15 protein-coding genes and 1 other RNA gene are annotated in these 17,966 nt (G+C 57.9%); 8 read left to right on the forward strand and 8 right to left on the reverse strand.

Going from position 1 to position 17,966, the window contains the following annotated elements; genetic code table 11:
• Positions 1–67: 67 nt before the first annotated feature.
• Positions 68–493, reverse strand: a complete 426-nt coding sequence (locus tag JMV15_RS17245; protein WP_051661114.1) for a very short patch repair endonuclease — start codon at positions 491–493, stop codon at positions 68–70.
• A gap of 318 nt (positions 494–811) precedes the next feature.
• Between JMV15_RS17245 and JMV15_RS17250 the strand changes: the two genes are divergently transcribed.
• Positions 812–2,494: a DNA cytosine methyltransferase gene (locus JMV15_RS17250; RefSeq protein ID WP_081339085.1), complete on the forward strand. Its 1,683-nt coding sequence runs from the start codon at positions 812–814 to the stop codon at positions 2,492–2,494.
• A gap of 195 nt (positions 2,495–2,689) precedes the next feature.
• Here the strand turns inward: JMV15_RS17250 and ssrA are convergent.
• From ssrA to JMV15_RS17270, 4 genes are all read right to left on the reverse strand, one after another.
• Positions 2,690–3,086: a transfer-messenger RNA gene (ssrA, locus tag JMV15_RS17255) on the reverse strand.
• A gap of 94 nt (positions 3,087–3,180) precedes the next feature.
• Positions 3,181–3,459: a hypothetical protein gene (locus JMV15_RS17260; protein WP_003194233.1), complete on the reverse strand. Its 279-nt coding sequence runs from the start codon at positions 3,457–3,459 to the stop codon at positions 3,181–3,183.
• Between the two features lie 136 nt (positions 3,460–3,595).
• Entirely contained in the window at positions 3,596–6,406 is a 2,811-nt protein-coding gene (locus JMV15_RS17265) for an FAD-binding and (Fe-S)-binding domain-containing protein (protein ID WP_038451534.1), read from the reverse strand.
• A 70-nt stretch (positions 6,407–6,476) separates the two neighbouring features.
• Positions 6,477–8,171, reverse strand: coding sequence for a lactate permease LctP family transporter (locus JMV15_RS17270; protein WP_034126995.1), 1,695 nt, complete (start codon positions 8,169–8,171; stop codon positions 6,477–6,479).
• Positions 8,172–8,422: 251 nt separating this feature from the next.
• Between JMV15_RS17270 and JMV15_RS17275 the strand changes: the two genes are divergently transcribed.
• The gene (locus JMV15_RS17275) at positions 8,423–9,190 is read left to right on the forward strand and encodes an FCD domain-containing protein (RefSeq protein ID WP_014719963.1); all 768 of its coding nucleotides are present in this window, start codon (positions 8,423–8,425) and stop codon (positions 9,188–9,190) included.
• Between the two features lie 27 nt (positions 9,191–9,217).
• Here the strand turns inward: JMV15_RS17275 and smpB are convergent, their stop codons facing one another.
• Positions 9,218–9,700, reverse strand: a complete 483-nt coding sequence (smpB, locus tag JMV15_RS17280) for an SsrA-binding protein SmpB (RefSeq protein WP_014719962.1) — start codon at positions 9,698–9,700, stop codon at positions 9,218–9,220.
• 167 nt (positions 9,701–9,867) lie between these two features.
• Between smpB and JMV15_RS17285 the strand changes: the two genes are divergently transcribed.
• The gene (locus tag JMV15_RS17285) at positions 9,868–10,302 is read left to right on the forward strand and encodes a type II toxin-antitoxin system RatA family toxin (RefSeq protein ID WP_003194226.1); all 435 of its coding nucleotides are present in this window, start codon (positions 9,868–9,870) and stop codon (positions 10,300–10,302) included.
• On the forward strand, positions 10,295–10,597 hold the full coding sequence (locus JMV15_RS17290; RefSeq protein WP_014719961.1) for an RnfH family protein: 303 nt from the start codon (positions 10,295–10,297) through the stop codon (positions 10,595–10,597). Before JMV15_RS17285 ends, JMV15_RS17290 begins: the two co-directional genes overlap by 8 nt.
• Positions 10,598–10,903: 306 nt before the next feature.
• Here JMV15_RS17290 and JMV15_RS17295 read toward each other — a convergent pair whose 3' ends face one another.
• On the reverse strand, positions 10,904–11,431 hold the full coding sequence (locus tag JMV15_RS17295) for an outer membrane protein assembly factor BamE (protein ID WP_014719960.1): 528 nt from the start codon (positions 11,429–11,431) through the stop codon (positions 10,904–10,906).
• A gap of 98 nt (positions 11,432–11,529) precedes the next feature.
• Here JMV15_RS17295 and fur point away from each other — a divergent pair, with 98 nt between their 5' ends.
• The gene (gene fur, locus JMV15_RS17300; RefSeq protein ID WP_003194220.1) at positions 11,530–11,934 is read left to right on the forward strand and encodes a ferric iron uptake transcriptional regulator; all 405 of its coding nucleotides are present in this window, start codon (positions 11,530–11,532) and stop codon (positions 11,932–11,934) included.
• Between the two features lie 81 nt (positions 11,935–12,015).
• Here fur and recN read toward each other — a convergent pair whose 3' ends face one another.
• Entirely contained in the window at positions 12,016–13,689 is a 1,674-nt protein-coding gene (recN, locus tag JMV15_RS17305) for a DNA repair protein RecN (RefSeq protein WP_038451530.1), read from the reverse strand.
• Positions 13,690–13,943: 254 nt separating this feature from the next.
• On the opposite strand from recN, the gene grpE reads away from it, so the two are divergent.
• The 3 genes from grpE to dnaJ all read left to right on the forward strand — a co-directional run bounded on the left by grpE (position 13,944) and on the right by dnaJ (position 17,964).
• Positions 13,944–14,504, forward strand: coding sequence for a nucleotide exchange factor GrpE (gene grpE, locus JMV15_RS17310; RefSeq protein WP_003194215.1), 561 nt, complete (start codon positions 13,944–13,946; stop codon positions 14,502–14,504).
• 102 nt (positions 14,505–14,606) lie between these two features.
• Positions 14,607–16,523, forward strand: a complete 1,917-nt coding sequence (dnaK, locus tag JMV15_RS17315; protein ID WP_014719959.1) for a molecular chaperone DnaK — start codon at positions 14,607–14,609, stop codon at positions 16,521–16,523.
• 316 nt (positions 16,524–16,839) lie between these two features.
• Positions 16,840–17,964: a molecular chaperone DnaJ gene (gene dnaJ / locus JMV15_RS17320; RefSeq protein WP_014719958.1), complete on the forward strand. Its 1,125-nt coding sequence runs from the start codon at positions 16,840–16,842 to the stop codon at positions 17,962–17,964.
• Positions 17,965–17,966: the final 2 nt, after the last annotated feature.

Consider the following 17,966-nt stretch of genomic DNA (forward strand, 5'->3'; position numbering starts at 1 on the left):
ATTGACTCAGGTTGAGTAACGGTTCGATTGAGACTCAGTTGTCTGTTTGGTAGCCCGAGCGCCCCGGTCAGTTGGACGGCTCGGTATGGAAAGCGGGCCAGGAAATATAGCGTTGTTCGCAATCCGGCACGGCCTTTAGAAGCCATTGGATCTCTGCTTCCGGCCTGCGAATTCCGCACTCCCAGAGTTCGAAGACGCGCCACCCCTGTTGCAGCAGTTCGTTCCTGTTTCTTATATCTCGCTTCACGTTCTGCTCGAACTTCGCGCGCCAGAAATCTTCGCGAGACTTGGGATTGGTCGCATATGGGCATCCGGGGTGCCTATGCCAGAAGCAGCCATGAATGAATAAGCAGAGGCGGTAGCGAGGTAGCACCACGTCGGGGCGGCCTGGAAGCTGTCGTAGGTGCAATCGATACCTGAAACCATGACTGTGCAGCAGCTTTCGAACCTTCATCTCCGGCATCGTATTGCTGCCGCGGATGCCGGCCATCATGCGAGATCTGACTTCTTTGCTGACTACGTCCACCTATTACCCTCTAAATGTGGCTGCGCTTGCTGAAGTTACGACCTTTGAACTGCGCTTCCGCTCCCGAGGCCTATATAAATGGTTGGTATTTCTCGCTCGGCTCGGTGGGACAACAGTTTTGCTGTTTATGGTCCATAATTTAAAGATTGTCATTTCCGCGAAGAAACTTTAGTTGGCAATCGTCGTGAGCGTGGCTAAAGCTGCGCTGGTGTGCCAATCCTGGTAAAGTATCGCTGCTCGGCTACCTACGCTGTTGCCATTCCTGTTTTCTTGACTGATGAGCCCATGACTCAATACCAGAACTCTCTTTTCCCGCCGAGGGCGACCGCCGAGCCAGCTGTTGCAATTGAGGACGCTATCCAGATCGTCGATCTTTTCGCTGGCCCTGGCGGACTGGGTGAGGGTTTTTCATCCTCCGGTGATGGCAAGCGGTTCGACATCATCGTTTCCGCCGAAATGGATCCTGTGGCTAGGAAGACACTTAAGCTGCGTGCCTTCTATCGCTTGCTCAAGCGCGAGTATCCCCGAGGGCTTCAGGACTACTATCGGTACTGCAATGGTGAGGCCGAAGAGCCTAGCACCCCTGAAACGACAGAGTTCTGGATCCGAGCCGAGGAGGAAGCACGGCAGATCACTCTAGGATCGGAGGAGGGCGACTCCGAGCTAAACGGACTCATCGATGCCAGATTAAATAAGGATGGACGTCCTTGGGTCCTCATAGGCGGCCCTCCATGCCAAGCGTATTCGATAGTTGGTCGGGCCAGAAACCAAGGCAAGCAGGGTTACGTCGCTGAGAATGATCATCGACATTTTCTCTATAAAGACTATCTGCGCATCATCAAGAACTATCGCCCTACTGTTTTTGTCATGGAAAATGTAAAAGGGATATTGTCCTCCAAGGTTGGAGGTGAAGGGATCTTTGCGCAGATTCTCCGAGACCTAGTGGACCCTACCCAAGCATTGGATCAGGTAGAGGGCGGGCAGAAATACAAGATCTGTTCTCTGGTTTCCGAAGAGTCGATCAGCTCTGCTGATTGCATCGGCAGGGTAAACCCGAAGTCTTTTATCATCGAAGCAGAAAAATACGGGATTCCGCAAGCTCGCCATCGAGTCATTCTTCTGGGAATAGCGCTCGACGAGCACGGTAATACTCCATTTTATGACCTCCTGAAAACAGCCGACCCGGTATCGGTCAGGCAAGCGATCGGTGGCCTGCCCAAGCTTAGAAGCAAGCTGTCGCGGCGTTCTGACTCCCAAGAAGACTGGTACCGTGCGGTTGCCGACGAAGTAGACGATTTACTGCGTCACGCGGAAAGGGAAAATGGAAAACTGATTGCGCCTCTGCGAGCTACTCGTCAAGCGCTTCTCAATGCGCCTCAGAGTTCTGGCGGTCTGCGAGTGCCTAAGGAGCAAGGTCTAGGCAACACGGGTATACCTTCCCTTGATGCTTGGTACCAAGACGTCAACATTAAATACTGGATGAGCCACGATGCCCGCGGACATATGAAGTCAGACCTACGGCGATACGCCTTTGCGAGCACCTTTGCTGAGCACAACAAGTATTCTCCAAAGGGCCATCAGCAATTTTCACTGCCTGGCCTTGCTCCCGCTCACAAAAACTGGGAAAGCGGTAAGTTCAGTGACCGTTTCAGAGTGCAGCTCGCAGAGCTTCCGGCAACGACTATCACCAGCCATATCTCGAAGGATGGCCACTACTTTATTCACTACGACCCTGCGCAATGTCGTAGTTTGACCGTTCGAGAAGCAGCGCGACTTCAAACCTTCCCAGATAACTATTATTTTGAAGGGAATCGAACCCAGCAGTACCACCAAGTGGGCAATGCGGTACCGCCTTTATTGGCAAACAAAATTGCGAAAATTGTTTATGACGTTGTGTGCCGGCGGGTAGCCGAGCGTCAAGATATTATGAAGCGCCCTGCGCAAAATGAATCGCCACTGCTGCCGTAGGCGCTTACTGGCCCCTTTTTGGTGGGGCTACCTCCAGCACCGTTTTGGTATCCTGAAAATAGAATTTGGCAGTCCGGGATGCCAAAGCGGCAGGAACTCAAAAAATCTCCAAAGCTCCCATAAGCACTGAAGCCCGTGTATTAACTGGATTCCAGACAAAAAAAAGACGTCCAAAGACGTCTTTTTTCGTTGATTTGGTGGAGCCGGGGGGATTTGAACCCCCGTCCGCCAGTACTCCGCTGTCGGTACTACATGCGTAGCCGTTTCTATTAAGTTAACCCTCAGCGACCCGAAGGGCAGGGTGCTTTGGGCGAGTTGTGTAAGTTTTAGCCGCTTCGTCCACAACGTACTGCACGGCGATTCTGTTCTATATGACAATCACTTTGGGTTTACAGACATCCCCTGGTGATTGCTGGACCCGAAGGTACCAGAAGCTCAGGGCTAAGGCTGCTTACGCAGCGAGAGCGAATTCCTGGCCGTAGTTTTCGTCATTGGCAACTATAAGAAGTTGCAACAGTGGATTTACGAGTTCTGTTACCAACTCGGCATGCACCTAAAGTTTCGCGACCGGCGTCGAATCCTAAACGGCCCCGTGCTTGTAACTCGTTGTTTCTTAGTGAGTGACAAGCCTGTGCAGTGTACGCCAAAACGTCAGCGAAGGCCAACCCGAAGGTTGGCCCTCTCGCTTACTGGCCGCCTTTCTCGCTGTTCTGCAGGTCTTGCAGGGCCTTGGAGGTGATTTCGATGCACTTCTTCTCATCACCGGCGGCGTGGGCGGCCTTGGCCTGGGAGACGGCGGTGTCTATTTCGCCACTTTTACCGCTGGTGTCGGTGGCGAGCAGGGCTTTGCCGTTGTTGATTTTGTCCAGGTTGATCTGGCACAGGTCTTTGTCACTGGCGGCGAAAGCGGGGGAGGCGAGCATCGCAGCGGTCATGAACAAGCCAGCAAGAGCGGAACGCTTCATAGGGTGTCTCCTTGCGCAAAAGGGCTCGACGCTGCTGGCGTGCAACCGCTGCCAGCGACATCACTGATGGGCCTCGTTTGTCGAGGCCTATGCAGATGACTGCGCCGGCGCGCGAGGGTTCGGTTTTTTTGCCGGGTCAGTGGGCGCGGGCGCGGGTGACGCGGTCTACCAGGTAGACCAGGCCGTGGTAGTCGATGCCGCCATGCTGGCTCAGGCCGATCTCGCAGGTGCGGCTGGTGGAGATGCCTTCGCTGCAATATTGCACGGCGTCCTTGAGTGAGCGCAGGGCGTGGGCGTTGAGTTCCGGGGTGGTGAAGCCTTTGTCGCCGGCAAAGCCGCAGCAATGAATGCCTTCGGGGATCACCACGGTTTTTGCGCAGCGTCGCGCCAGTTCGATCAGGGCCTGGCTCTCGCCCAGGTGTTGGGTGCTGCAGGTGACGTGCACGGCGATGGGCGCTTCCTGGGGTGTGAAGTCGAGGCGGTCCATCAGGTGGGTGCGGATAAAGCGCACGGGGTCGTAGAGGTCCAGGCGCGTTTCTCCCAATTCTTGCACCAGGCGCAGGGTGCAGGGGCTGGTGTCGCAGTAGATGGGGTCGAGGCCGCCGCGGCTGGCGTGGAGCAGGGCGCCGATCAGTTCCTGGCGCTTGTGTTCGGCCTGCTCGGCGTAGCCTTTGGAGGCGAAGGGTTGGCCGCAGCAGAGGCTGTCCTGGTTGTCGGGGAAGACTACCTGGTAGCCGGCTTTTTCCAGCAACTGGCGGGTTTTGTCGTACAGCGACATTTGCTCTTTATCGCCGACTGCCGGGCCCATGGCGCGGGAGACGCAGGCGGCCAGGTAAACCACGCGTGGGCGCGCGTCCGTCACTGCCGGGCTGAAGCGGATGGCTTTTTCGGGCTGCGGCATGGCGTTGGTCCACTGCGGAATTTGCCCTTTGGACAGCTTGGTCAGTGTGCTCGAGAGCTTGGCCAGCCGTGGGGCGCCCAGCAGCATGCGTGCGCCATTGGCGACGTGCAGGGTAAAGCGCGCACCTTGCAGTGCGGTGGCGAAATGGCTGGCGAGCCAGTCGGCGGTTTTCGTACGGTCGGCTTCGCGGCTGCGCAGCTTTTTCACCAGGTCGCCGGTATTGATGCCTACAGGGCAACGTTGCGCGCATAAGCCGGTGGCGGCGCAGGTGTCTATGCCCTGGTAGTGGTAGGCCGCTTCCAGTTCGGAGGTGTCGACGCCTGCGCGTTTTTTCGCCTGGATATCGCGCCAGATCACGATGCGCTGGCGCGGGCTCAGGGTCAGGCCTTTTGAAGGGCACACCGGTTCGCAGAACCCGCATTCGATGCACTTATCCACAAGCTCATCGGCGGCGGGCAGGGGCTTGAGGTGTTTGAGGTGGATTTGCGGGTCTTCGCTGAGCACCACATCGGGGTTGAGGATGCCGTTAGGGTCGAGCAGGCGCTTGAGTTGCCACATCAGTTGATAGGCGTCGCTGCCCCATTCCAGTTCAACGAACGGCGCCATATTGCGGCCGGTGCCGTGTTCAGCCTTCAGCGAGCCACCGAACTCCACGGCCACCAGTTGCGCGACGTCGTCCATGAATGCTTGATAGCGTGCGACTTCTTCGCTGCTGTTGAAGCCTTGAGTGAACACAAAGTGCAGATTGCCTTCCAGGGCATGTCCGAAAAGGATGGCTTCGTCGTAGTGATGTTTGTCGAACAGTGCGATCAAGCGGTTCACGCCAATCGCCAGTTGTTCGACCGGGAAGGTCACGTCTTCGATGATCACGGTGGTGCCGGTTTTGCGTACGGCGCCTACGGCGGGGAAGGTGTCTTTGCGGATCGCCCACAGGCGGGCGTTTTCCAGGGGGTCTTCGGTGAAGTCGACTTGTTGCTCCACGGGAAACGCCGCCAGGGAGGCCATGATGCGCGTCAGTTGTTCGTGCAGCAGTGATGACGAAGCGGCGCGGGATTCGATCAGCAGCGCGCAGGCGTTTTCCGATAGGTGCTGTACGAAAGCAGGCATGCCCGGTTTGTCCTGCACCGAACGCATGCTGCGTCGGTCCAGCAGTTCAACGGCGGAGACTGGCTGGGTTTTCAGCGCGGTGACTGCGTTGCAGCAGGTTTCGACGTCCGGGAAGACGATCAGCGCCGAGGCTTTGTTGGGGTGATCGATCACGGTGTCGTAGGTGACCGCACTGATAAACCCCAGGGTGCCCTCGGAGCCGACCAGCAGGTGGCTGAGGATATCCAGCGGGTCATCGAAATCCACCAAGGCATTGAGTGACAGGCCGGTGGTATTTTTCAGGCGGTATTTGTGGCGGATCTTTGCCGCCAGCTCAGTATTTGCCCGTGTTTCGCGACCCAACAGGGCCAGGCGTTCAAGCAGTGCACTATGTGACTGGCGGAAGGCTTGCACGCTGGCGGCATCTTCGGTGTCCAGGCGGCTGCCATCGGCCAGCACCAGACGGATGCCCGCCAGGGTGTGGTAGGTGTTTTGCGCCGTGCCGCAGCACATGCCACTGGCGTTGTTGGCGACGATACCGCCGATCTTGCAAGCATTGATGGACGCAGGGTCCGGGCCGATCTTGCGCCCGAACGGTGCGAGCCAGGCGTTGGCCTGGGCGCCGATCACACCCGGTTGCAGGCGTATCTGGGTGCCTTGCCCGCGAATTTCGCGGTGGTTCCAGTTATCACCCAACACGATCAGCACCGAGTCGCTGATGGCCTGGCCGGACAGGCTGGTGCCCGCGGCCCGGAAGGTCACCGGCACGCGGTCGCGCTGGGCCAGTTGCAGCAGAGTTACCACTTCGTCTTCTGACTCCACGCGGATCACCAGCTGTGGGATCAGTCGGTAGAAGCTGGCGTCGGTGCCGAAGGCGAGGGTGGAAAGTGGATCGTCGAAGCGGCGATCTTGCGGGATCAGTTGTGCGACGTCGCTCAGGAAAGCAGCAGGCAGGCTCATCGGTCCTCCAGAAATAGCAGACGCCGGAAGGATGCCCCGGCGTCGATTCTTACCCTATTACGTGCAGGCCTCAGTGCACCAGCATACCGGTGAACCAGTACGCCTGCGCCAAGGTGATCAGCCCGACGATGGTGGCAAAAAACAGGCTGTGCTTGAGGGTAAAGCGGAACAGGTCGGATTCCTTGCCCACCAGGCCGGTGGCGGCGCAGGCCACGGCGATCGATTGCGGCGAGATCATTTTGCCGGTCACGCCACCGCTGGTGTTCGCGGCTACCAGCAGGGTGTCGTTGACGCCGATCTGGTGCGCGGTAGTGGCTTGCAGTGAGCTGAACAGGGCGTTGGATGAGGTATCGGAGCCTGTCAGGAAAACTCCCAGCCAGCCAAGGAATGGAGAGAAGAACGGGAAGGCAGCACCGGTGCCGGCCAGAACCAGGGCCATGGTCGAGGACATACCGGAGTAGTTGGTGACGAAGGCGAATGCCAGCACCATGCCGATGGACAGGATCGGCCAGCGCAGCTCAAAGAAGGTTTCTTTTAAAGTGGTAAGACCAGTTTTGAAGTCGATTTTCAACACCAACATGGAGACCAGTGCCGAGAAGAAGATCGCAGTGCCGGTGGCAGATATCGGGTCCAGCTTGAATACGGCCGGGATCGCGGTGGGGTTGGTCACGATGGGCGCGACTTTAACCACCAGTTGATCCAGGTGCGGGATCGCGAAATTGAACACCCAGCCGTACATCGAACCGCCCGCGGCGAACAGGGCTTTGAAGGGTTTGAGGGTCCAGATAGTCACCAGTACGGTGAGGATCAGGAACGGCGACCACGCCTTGAAAATTTGCCCCAGGCTGTAGGGCGAAACCACGGTGTTGCGCGGCAAGCCGAAGCCGCCGGCGCTGGAAGTGACCGCTACGCTGGAGGTGGCGCCGGCAATTTGTGCGCCTGCGGTGCGCTTGGGTTGCCAGACTTTCAGGAACAGCGTCAGGGCAATCAGGCTGGCGAGTGCCGAGGTAATGTCCGGCAGTTCCGGGCCAATGAAGTTCGAGGTGAAATATTGGGTGACGGCAAAGCTCAAGCCCGCCACCAAGGCTGCCGGCCAGGTTTCGCGAACGCCGCGCAGGCCGTCCATCATGAACACCAGCCAGAATGGCACGAACAGCGACAGCAGCGGCAGTTGGCGGCCGGTCATGGCGCCAATCTTGAACGCATCAATACCGGTGACCTGGCCGGCGACAATGATCGGAATGCCCAATGCGCCGAAAGCCACGGGCGCGGTATTGGCGATCAGGCACAGGCCGGCGGCGTACAGCGGGTTGAAACCCAGGCCTACCAGCAGCGCGGCGGTGATCGCCACGGGCGCGCCAAAACCGGCCGCACCTTCCAAGAAGGCACCAAAGCAAAAACCGATCAGCAACACCTGCAAGCGCTGGTCGTCGGTGATCGACAAAACGGAGCTGCGGATGATTTCGAACTGGCCGCTCTTGACCGTCAATTTGTACAGGAATACCGCTGCGACGATGATCCAGGCGATGGGCCACAGGCCGTAGGCAAAACCATAACCGGCCGCAGCCAATGCCATGTCTACGGGCATCTGGAAGGCGAAAATGGCGACCAGGATCGACAGGGCCAGGGTGATGCTGCCGGCCACATGGCCTTTGAGGCGGAACACGGCCAGCGCCAGGAAGAAGAATACGATAGGAATGACGGCGGCCAGTGCGGACAGGCCGAGGCTGCCGAGTGGGCTGTAAAGCTGTTGCCAGGTTTGCATATGGGGTGGCCCCTGATTGTTGTTGTTTGGTGAGCTTGGTTAATTGGTAATACCAATTTACAGTCGCTGTGGGCTAGATTAAGAGCCTGGGCAGGGGTGTGTCAATTTGCCGCCTGCGAAACTTTGGTCGTAGGTCGGTAGGCGGGGCGTTCTGATCGGCGAAATTGAAGGCGTTCTGATAGGTGCTGCCGGCACGTCGATAGGCCAGAATAGGGGCCCCGGCGAGTGGTCGGGATGGTGGAGAGTGAGTTATGGGGTTTGATCAGGTGCGTCAGCGCCGTTTGTCTGACGATATTGTCGAGCAGCTTGAGGGGATGATTCTCGAGGGCACGCTGAAGTCGGGCGAACGCTTGCCGGCCGAGCGCGCGTTAGCCGAGCGCTTTGGTGTGTCGCGCCCGTCGTTGCGTGAGGCGATTCAGAAACTGGCGGCCAAGGGGTTGCTGGTCAGTCGTCAGGGCGGTGGCAACTATGTGGTGGACTCCCTGGGTTCGACCTTCAGCGATCCGCTGTTGCACTTGTTGGAAAGCAATCCCGAAGCGCAGCGCGATCTGCTGGAGTTTCGCCAGACCCTTGAGGCTTCGTGTGCTTATTACGCGGCGTTACGCGCCACGGAAGTCGACCGTGAACGGCTGACCGCAGCGTTTGAAGCGTTGCAGGATTGCTATGCGCGCGCCGACGAAGTGAGCCGAGTGGAGGAGGGTGCTGCGGATGCAAGGTTTCACTTGGCGATTGCCGAAGCCAGTCATAACGCCGTGTTGCTGCACACCATTCGCGGGCTGTTCGACCTGCTCAAGCGTAACGTGGTGACGAATATTGGTGGCATGTACCAGCAGCGTACCGAGACCCGCGACATGCTGATCAATCAGCATCGGGACTTGTACCTGGCCATCATCGAGGGGCGGGCCGAGCAGGCGCGCGAAGTCTCGACACGGCATCTGCTGTATGTGCAGGAGGTGTTGGAGGAGGTGCGTCAGGAGGTTCAACGCGTGGCTCGGGCGGAGCGGCGCAAAGGGATGTAGCCCGCCTGGGCTACACCGTCACAAGGATTACTCTTCCTTGCCTTTGTTGCGCACGGCGCGATGCAGCTCGCGATTGGAATCGCGCTCGCGTTCGGTGTCGCGCTTGTCGTATTCCTTCTTGCCCTTGCCCAATGCGATCTCGCATTTGACCAGGTGCTTGCTCCAGTACCAGGACAAGCAGACACACGCGTAGCCTTTTTGCTGCACGGCTGCGGCGAGTTTTTCGAGCTCGCGGGCATTGAGCAACAACTTGCGCGTACGCACCGGGTCGGCAATCACGTGGGTGCTCGCGGTGGTCAGCGGAGTGATATGACTGCCAAGCAGCCATGCCTCGCCATCCTTGAGCAGCACATAACTGTCGACCAGCTGCAGTTTGCTGGCACGCAGACTTTTTACTTCCCAGCCGGCCAGGACCAGACCAGCCTCGAACCGATGTTCGATGAAGTAATCGTGTCGCGCTTTTTTATTTTGCGCGATGGTCCCTGTGGGGTGTTTCTTTTGTTTAGCCATAGGGGCGGCATTATAGGGAGTTGCGAGCGTGTCGGCTACGGTCAACCTGTGTGCTTGAGCGAGTTGGACGAATCCCGGACAATGCGGGCAGTTCTTTGGTTTTTTTCTCTCGCGGATTGGGCTGTTCTTTCGCGATGTTTGCCTTAAGCAGTGGAAGTAACGCTCACATGACGACGCATATTCAACGTTCGGCCCTGTTGCCCTACCCGGCGCAGGCGCTCTATGACCTGGTCAACGACGTGGCGCGTTACCCGGAGTTTCTGCCTTGGTGCTCGACGGCCGAGGTTCTGGAGAGCAGTGACGAGCACATGGTTGCCAGCGTGGGGGTGGCCAAGGGCGGCCTCAGCCAGCATTTTGTGACGCGTAATGTGCTGGTGCCGGGTCAGTCCATCGAAATGAACCTGCAGGAAGGGCCGTTCACCCAACTGCACGGTGTGTGGGTGTTCAAGGCGCTGACGGACAAGGCCTGCAAGATCAGCCTGGATCTTTCGTTTGATTATGCCGGGCCGATTGTTCGTGCGACGTTGGGGCCTTTGTTCAATCAGGCAGCCAATACCCTGGTGGACGCGTTCTGTCAGCGCGCCAAGCAACTGCATGGTTGAGATTGAGGTGGTGTTCGCCGCTGAGGATCGCCAGGTGTTGCTGGGGGTAAAGGTGGCTGAAGGCACTAGTTTGCGCGAGGCGGTGCGGGCGTCGGGAATAGCGGCGCATTTTCCTGACGTTGATCTGGCTGATTGCCCGCTGGGTATATTTGGCAAGGTTGTCGTGGATGCCGGGGCGCGTTGCGTGCAAGCGGGCGACCGTATTGAGATCTACCGGCCTTTGCTGGCCGACCCTAAAGAGGTGCGCAGGTTGCGCGCGGCCAAGGCGGCATTGGCCAGGCAAACGAATTCTTGAGCTTGCCAAATGGCAGCCTAGCTATCTGGAGCGCCGCGATCCAACTGTGGGAGCTGGCTTGCCTGCGATGACGCCCTGATAGCCGGCGCATATCTACCTGATACCCGCGATCCAAATGTGGAAGGGGCGGTCCCGATAACGGGTATGTTCTCGATCTGATCCAGGATCCTGGTTGACTGTCAGATCGCTTTCGCAGGCAAGCCAGCTCCCACAGGTTCAGCGTCGCACCAAGGTTATGTAGAGATGCCTATGTAAATGGCAGGCAACAAAAAGCCCGGCATGCCGGGCTTTTTATCGAGCGCAAAATTATTGCGGGCTGGTGTCCAGAGGCTCAGGCGTCGGGACGGGCACGGTTTCCACGTTGTCGATGTCTTTCTGGATGGTGTCCAGCAACGAACCTGGCTTGGCCGGTACCTCGGATTTTGGTTTTTCAGCTTCCTGCGTAGGTGCGGTCACGTTGGTGCCGCTGTCCTTGCCCAGCAAGGCTTCATCGCGGCTTACGCCGGGCATGAAGTCGCCGGACAGGCTCACGAGCTGGTCATTGCCATTGAAGATGACACTGACGCGCTCCTGCTGGCGTTCACCGCCACCAGGCTGCAGGCTGTAGAGATAATCCCAGCGATCGGCATGGAAAGTGTCGGTCAGCAGGGGATTACCCATGATAAACCGTACTTGCCGTCGGGTCATTCCCGGGCGTAACTGGTCTATCATGTCCTGCGTGACGACATTGCCCTGCTGGATGTCGATTTTGTAAACCCCGGGGAATGAACAACCGGCGAGTGCGAGCAGTCCCACAAAGGTGAAACTGGTTAGCAAGAGCTTGGTGTTTTGCATCGGTGGGCGACTTCCACTATCTTGGCTGGGACAACGTAAACGCCGATCATACCCGTATTAAGAGAAGCTGCGAAGCAGCATCCGCGAGAAAGCTAACCATGGTTGAAAATAGCGAACTACGCAAAGCCGGTCTCAAAGTGACTCTGCCACGAGTCAAGATTCTACAAATGCTCGATTCTGCTGAGCAGCGTCACATGAGTGCCGAAGATGTTTACAAGGCGCTGATGGAGTCTAACGAGGACGTCGGCCTGGCCACGGTCTACCGTGTACTGACCCAGTTTGAAGCCGCAGGGCTGGTGGTTCGTCATAATTTCGACGGCGGTCATGCGGTGTTTGAATTGGCTGACGGTGGTCACCATGACCACATGGTTGATCTGGACACCAATGAGGTTATCGAGTTCACCAGCCCTGAAATCGAAGCGCTGCAGCACAAGATTGCTGAAGAGCATGGGTTCGATTTGGTCGACCATAATCTCGTGTTGTACATCCGTAAGAAAAAGTAAAAATCGACGCAGTTTTGCTTTGCGAAACGATTGAAGGCGACCCTCGGGTCGCCTTCGTGCTTTAGAGTGGAAAATATCGCTTCAGGCCTTCGCGGCCACCACCATTTTTTTCGCGTGAGCCAAGGACTCCTTGGTCAAGTCGATACCGCCGAGCATCCGCGCCACTTCTTCCACCCGTTCCGACTTGTTCAGCTTGGAGACGGCGGTGTGTGTCGCGTCACTGCCGCGCACCTTGTGCACAAACAGGTGCTGATGCCCTTGGGCTGCCACTTGCGGCAAGTGGGTCACCGTAAGCACCTGGCCGCGATCCCCCAGGCGACGCAGCAATTGGCCAACAATTTCTGCGGTCGGCCCGCCAATGCCCACATCCACTTCATCGAATACCAGGGTGGGTACCCGTGAGGTCTGGGCGGTAATCACTTGGATCGCCAGGCTGATCCGCGAGAGTTCGCCGCCGGAGGCCACTTTGGCCAGGGCCTTGAGCGGTTGGCCGGGGTTGGCACTCACCAGCAGTTCGACGTGCTCCAGCCCATGGGGCTGCAATTCTTGACTGGCGTTGGGATGCAGCTCGATGGTGAAGCGCCCGCCTGGCATGCCCAGGCGTTGGATTTCCAGCTCAACGGCGCTTGCCAGGCTAGTAGCTGCCTGCTGGCGCAGAGCGCTCAGCTCCCGGGCTTTTTCCTGATAATGACGGGCAAACGAAGCGAGCTCTTCGCCCAGTCGTTCGATAGATTCGTCGTTCGCGTTGAGTGTTTCGATTTCATCCAGCAGTTTCTGCTGCATGGTTGCGACTTCTGTCGGCTGGATTCGATGCTTGCGAGCCAGTGTATAAATAGTGTCCAGGCGTTCTTCTATTTCCTGCAGGCGAGCTGGGTCGGCGTCGAAATGGTCCAGGAAACGATTGAGTTCGCCCACGGCCTCTTCAACCTGGATCTGCGCGCTGGTCAACAGGGTGGTCGCTTCGCTCAGTGAGCCGGAAGCATTGTTCACGCTGGACAGGCGGTTGAGGCTGGCGGTCAGTGCATTAAGGACATTGCCGGAGTCGCTCTCACTACATTGCTCGACGACCTGGCGGCAGATACCCAGCAGGGTCTCGGCGTTGGTCAGGTTCTTGTGTTCCTGCTCAAGTTGCTCCAGCTCTGTCTCACCCAGGCCCAGACTCTCGAGCTCTTCCAGCTGATAGCTGAGCAACTGGTGGCGGGCGCGTTGTTCGTCGCCGGAGTTGGAGAGGCGTTCCAGTTCCTGGCGTGTCTGGCGCCAGCGTTGGGCGGCCAGTTGAACTTGCCGGGAAAGCTCGGTGGCGCCGGCGTACTCATCGAGCAGGCGACGGTGGGTATCGGTTTTCAACAGGGATTGGTGTTCGTGCTGACTGTGGATATCGATCAGCAATTCGCCCAGGGATTTCAAGTCGCCCAGTGGGCAAGGCGTGCCGTTGATATAGCCGCGCGAGCGCCCCTCGGCGGTGATCACCCGGCGCAGAATGCAGGGGCCTTCATTATTAAGGTCGCGCTCGGCCAGCCATGCCTCGGCTTCGGGGATGTCCGCCAGGTCGAAGGTGGCCAGGATGTCGGCCTTGTCGGAGCCAGGGCGTACCACGCCACTGTCGGCGCGGTCGCCAAGCGTCAGGCCGAGGGCGTCGAGCATGATCGACTTGCCGGCGCCGGTTTCGCCTGTGATTACGCTCATCCCGCGATCCAGTTCAAGATCCAGATGTTCAACGATGGCGTAGTTATGTACAGACAGGTGCACGAGCATGACGGCCGCTCCCAGGCTTTAGGTCTGGTTATTTATACAGTGTTTTGTTCGGGCCTGACAATCCTGGCACTTAGCTCGATTTGCTTGAGTCGTTAATTTTTTTAGCGCGATGTGGAATGAGCGTGAAGGAAATGATCCAGGTCAATCGAAAGACTTTTGGTAACGCCTGCGCCCTTGAACCTGAAAATTGTGGCCCCATATACCGGAGCAGAAGCGCGAGTTGAGTTCGCGCATGATTTTGAAAGGAGAAATCTATGGCTGACGAACAGACGCAGGATACGCAAACTCCAGACGCCAATTCGGCTGCCGGTGATGAACTGGCGACTCGTGTGCAAGTGCTCGAAGAGCAATTGGCCGCTGCGCAGGATCAATCGTTGCGTGTTGCCGCCGATCTGCAGAACGTCCGCCGCCGTGCCGAGCAGGATGTAGAGAAGGCTCACAAGTTCGCGCTGGAAAAATTCGCCGGTGACCTGCTGCCGATCATCGACAGCCTGGAGCGTGGTCTTGAGTTGTCCAACCCGGACGATGAAAACATCCGCCCAATGCGTGAAGGCATCGAGCTGACCCTGAAAATGTTCCAGGACACCCTGAAGCGTTATCAGTTGGAAGCTATCGATCCGCAAGCCGGCGAGCCGTTCAATGCTGAACATCACCAAGCCATGGCCATGCAGGAAAGCCATGACCTGGAACCCAATAGCGTGATCAAGGTGTTCCAGAAGGGTTACCAGCTCAACGGTCGCCTGATGCGTCCGGCAATGGTGGTGGTGAGCAAGGCTCCTGCACCCGTTGCACCTTCTATTGATGAGCAGGCTTGAAATTCGCCGCAAGGCCCCCATTTATAAGTCAAGCGTTTAAGTGCTACCGCAGTTAGCCAAAACTGCTGCGGCAACCAAATTCAAGTTTCGGGAGAGTAAATCATGGGCAAAATTATCGGTATCGACCTGGGGACCACCAACTCCTGCGTCTCCGTGCTGGAAAACGGCGTTGCAAAAGTTATTGAGAACGCCGAAGGCGCACGTACCACTCCGTCGATCATCGCTTACGCCAACGACGGTGAAATCCTCGTCGGTCAATCGGCCAAGCGTCAGGCGGTGACCAACCCGCACAACACCCTGTACGCGGTAAAGCGTCTGATTGGTCGTAAGTTCGACGAAGAAGTCGTACAGAAAGACATCAAGATGGTGCCTTACAAAATCGCCAAGGCCGACAACGGTGACGCCTGGGTTGAAGTGAACGGCCAGAAAATGTCGCCGCCGCAAATCTCGGCTGAAATCTTGAAAAAGATGAAAAAGACCGCCGAAGACTACCTCGGTGAAGCGGTGACTGAAGCGGTGATCACCGTTCCGGCCTACTTCAACGACAGCCAGCGCCAGGCTACCAAAGACGCCGGCCGCATCGCGGGCCTGGATGTAAAACGTATCATCAACGAACCAACCGCAGCCGCGCTGGCTTACGGTATGGACAAGGCCAAGGGCGACCACACCGTGATCGTTTACGACCTGGGTGGCGGTACGTTCGACGTCTCCGTGATCGAGATCGCAGAAGTTGACGGCGAGCACCAGTTCGAAGTGTTGGCCACCAACGGTGACACCTTCCTGGGTGGTGAAGACTTTGACATTCGTCTGATCGACTACCTCGTTGACGAATTCAAGAAAGAAAGCGGCATGAACCTCAAGGGTGACCCGCTGGCCATGCAGCGCCTGAAAGAAGCCGCTGAAAAAGCCAAGATCGAGCTGTCTTCCGCTCAGTCGACTGACGTGAACCTGCCGTACATCACTGCAGACGCTACCGGTCCTAAGCACTTGAACGTGAAGATCTCGCGTTCCAAGCTCGAAGCATTGGTTGAAGACCTGGTTCAGCGCACCATCGAACCTTGCCGCATCGCGCTGAAAGACTCCGGTATCGACGTTGGCTCGATCAACGACGTGATCCTGGTGGGCGGTCAGACCCGTATGCCACTGGTTCAGAAGCTGGTTACCGAGTTCTTTGGCAAAGAAGCCCGTAAAGACGTGAACCCGGACGAAGCCGTTGCCATGGGTGCTGCCATCCAGGGTGCGGTACTGGCCGGTGATGTGAAAGACGTGCTGCTGCTGGACGTAAGCCCGCTGACCCTGGGTATCGAAACCATGGGTGGCGTGATGACTGCGCTGATCGAGAAAAACACCACGATTCCTACCAAGAAATCTCAGGTGTTCTCGACTGCCGATGACAACCAGGGCGCCGTGACTATCCACGTGCTGCAGGGCGAGCGTAAGCAAGCCGCACAGAACAAGTCCCTGGGCAAGTTCGACCTGGCTGAGATTCCACCAGCACCACGTGGCGTGCCACAAATCGAAGTGACCTTCGACATCGACGCCAACGGCATCCTGCACGTCGGCGCGAAAGACAAGGCCACCGGCAAAGAGCAGAAGATCACCATCAAGGCCAACTCCGGCCTGTCTGATGAAGAAATTCAACAGATGATCCGTGATGCTGAAACCAATGCTGAAGCCGACAAGAAGTTCGAAGAGTTGGCAGGCGCCCGTAACCAGGGTGACGCGCTGGTTCACTCGACGCGCAAAATGATCGCTGATGCTGGCGACAAAGTGACCGACGAAGAGAAAACCGCAATCGAAGCGGCAGTGGTTGCCCTGGAAGCCGCCATTAAAGGCGACGACAAGGCTGCCATCGAAGCCAAGGTTGAGGAGCTGTCGAAAGTCTCCGCGCCAGTTGCTCAGAAAATGTACGCCGAGCAAGGCCAGCCGGCTGACGGCGCTGCGCAACAAGCCGAGCCTGAAGCCAAGCACGACGATGTTGTCGATGCTGAGTTCGAAGAAGTTAAAGACAACAAGTAAGTTGTCGCCCGGTTGACCGCGCACAAGCGGTGACTGGTAGGATGTCGCCGCGCGGGAGCTTGCTCCCGCGTTGGCGTGTCTGGGGTATGCGAATTTTTACAGCATGCGACAACGCTCGGATGCTGGCGGTGTGAACGGGAATGCTCCTGCTTTCCGAATGACAGTCACCGCGTTTTTGGCCGGCTCCCTGGCTGAAAGCAGTAATGACCAGGATCGTTGAATTGACGTGAGTTGGGTCCGGGCCTGTATTGGGGCTCAACGAGTTTGGCAGGGTTCAGGAGGGCCAGGTCGAACGTCCTTAAGAGTGCAAAGACTTATGGCAAAGCGTGACTATTACGAAGTATTGGGTGTGGAGCGTGGCGCCAGCGAGGCGGAGCTGAAAAAAGCCTACCGTCGCCTGGCGATGAAGCACCACCCGGACCGTAATCCGGATAACAAAGAATCCGAAGAGATGTTCAAAGAGGCCAACGAGGCCTACGAATGCCTGTGTGATCCCAATAAGCGTGCGGCCTACGACCAGTATGGCCATGCTGGCGTCGACCCGAGCATGGGCGGCGGCGGTGCCGGTTTTGGTGGCCAGAACTTCTCCGATATTTTCGGCGACGTATTCAGCGACTTCTTCGGCGGCGGCCGTGGCGGTCAGCGTGGCGGCCCTCAGCGCGGCAGCGACCTGCGTTACACCCTGGAGCTGAACCTGGAAGAAGCCGTGCGCGGCACCAGTGTCAATATCCGTGTGCCGACGCTGGTCAACTGCAAGCCGTGCGACGGCTCGGGTGCGAAGAAAGGCTCCTCGCCGATCACGTGCCCGACCTGCGGCGGTATCGGGCAGGTACGCATGCAGCAGGGCTTCTTCTCGGTGCAGCAAACCTGCCCGCGTTGCCATGGCCAGGGCAAGATCATTTCCGATCCGTGCGACTCCTGCCACGGCGAAGGCCGCGTCGAAGAGTACAAGACGCTGTCGGTGAAAGTGCCGGCGGGTGTGGATACCGGTGATCGTATTCGACTGTCGGGCGAAGGCGAGGCGGGTGCCCAGGGTGGCCCTACGGGCGACCTGTACGTGGTGATCAATGTGCGCGAGCACTCGATCTTCCAGCGTGACGGCAAGCACTTGTTCTGCGAAGTGCCGATCAGCTTTGTTGATGCGGCCCTGGGTGGCGAGCTGGAGATTCCGACGCTGGATGGTCGGGTCAAGCTCAAGATTCCCGAGGGGACTCAAACCGGCAAGCAGTTCCGCATTCGTGGCAAAGGCGTTGCGCCCGTGCGCGGTGGCGGTGCTGGCGACCTGATGTGCCGTGTGGCGGTGGAAACCCCGGTGAACCTGAATCGTCGTCAGCGTGAACTGCTGGAAGAGTTCCGCAGCTCGCTGGAAGGCGATGACTCGCACTCGCCGAAGACTACGGGCTTCTTCGACGGTGTAAAACGCTTCTTCGGCGACCTGTAAGG

It is taken from the genome of Pseudomonas paracarnis, assembly GCF_904063055.1.
GTDB classification, from domain to species: Bacteria; Pseudomonadota; Gammaproteobacteria; order Pseudomonadales; family Pseudomonadaceae; genus Aquipseudomonas; species Aquipseudomonas paracarnis.

What these genes read in the sequence shown, in the direction of transcription:
- JMV15_RS17245 (WP_051661114.1), bottom strand. Translation starts at nt 493, where the DNA reads ATGATGGCCGGCATCCGCGGCAGCAATACGATGCCGGAGATGAAGGTT.
- JMV15_RS17285 (WP_003194226.1), top strand. Translation starts at nt 9,868, where the DNA reads ATGACGACGCATATTCAACGTTCGGCCCTGTTGCCCTACCCGGCGCAG.
- JMV15_RS17250 (WP_081339085.1), top strand. Translation starts at nt 812, where the DNA reads ATGACTCAATACCAGAACTCTCTTTTCCCGCCGAGGGCGACCGCCGAG.
- JMV15_RS17270 (WP_034126995.1), bottom strand. Translation starts at nt 8,171, where the DNA reads ATGCAAACCTGGCAACAGCTTTACAGCCCACTCGGCAGCCTCGGCCTG.
- grpE (WP_003194215.1), top strand. Translation starts at nt 13,944, where the DNA reads ATGGCTGACGAACAGACGCAGGATACGCAAACTCCAGACGCCAATTCG.
- dnaK (WP_014719959.1), top strand. Translation starts at nt 14,607, where the DNA reads ATGGGCAAAATTATCGGTATCGACCTGGGGACCACCAACTCCTGCGTC.
- recN (WP_038451530.1), bottom strand. Translation starts at nt 13,689, where the DNA reads ATGCTCGTGCACCTGTCTGTACATAACTACGCCATCGTTGAACATCTG.
- smpB (WP_014719962.1), bottom strand. Translation starts at nt 9,700, where the DNA reads ATGGCTAAACAAAAGAAACACCCCACAGGGACCATCGCGCAAAATAAA.
- JMV15_RS17275 (WP_014719963.1), top strand. Translation starts at nt 8,423, where the DNA reads ATGGGGTTTGATCAGGTGCGTCAGCGCCGTTTGTCTGACGATATTGTC.
- JMV15_RS17260 (WP_003194233.1), bottom strand. Translation starts at nt 3,459, where the DNA reads ATGAAGCGTTCCGCTCTTGCTGGCTTGTTCATGACCGCTGCGATGCTC.
- JMV15_RS17295 (WP_014719960.1), bottom strand. Translation starts at nt 11,431, where the DNA reads ATGCAAAACACCAAGCTCTTGCTAACCAGTTTCACCTTTGTGGGACTG.
- fur (WP_003194220.1), top strand. Translation starts at nt 11,530, where the DNA reads ATGGTTGAAAATAGCGAACTACGCAAAGCCGGTCTCAAAGTGACTCTG.
- JMV15_RS17265 (WP_038451534.1), bottom strand. Translation starts at nt 6,406, where the DNA reads ATGAGCCTGCCTGCTGCTTTCCTGAGCGACGTCGCACAACTGATCCCG.
- dnaJ (WP_014719958.1), top strand. Translation starts at nt 16,840, where the DNA reads ATGGCAAAGCGTGACTATTACGAAGTATTGGGTGTGGAGCGTGGCGCC.
- JMV15_RS17290 (WP_014719961.1), top strand. Translation starts at nt 10,295, where the DNA reads ATGGTTGAGATTGAGGTGGTGTTCGCCGCTGAGGATCGCCAGGTGTTG.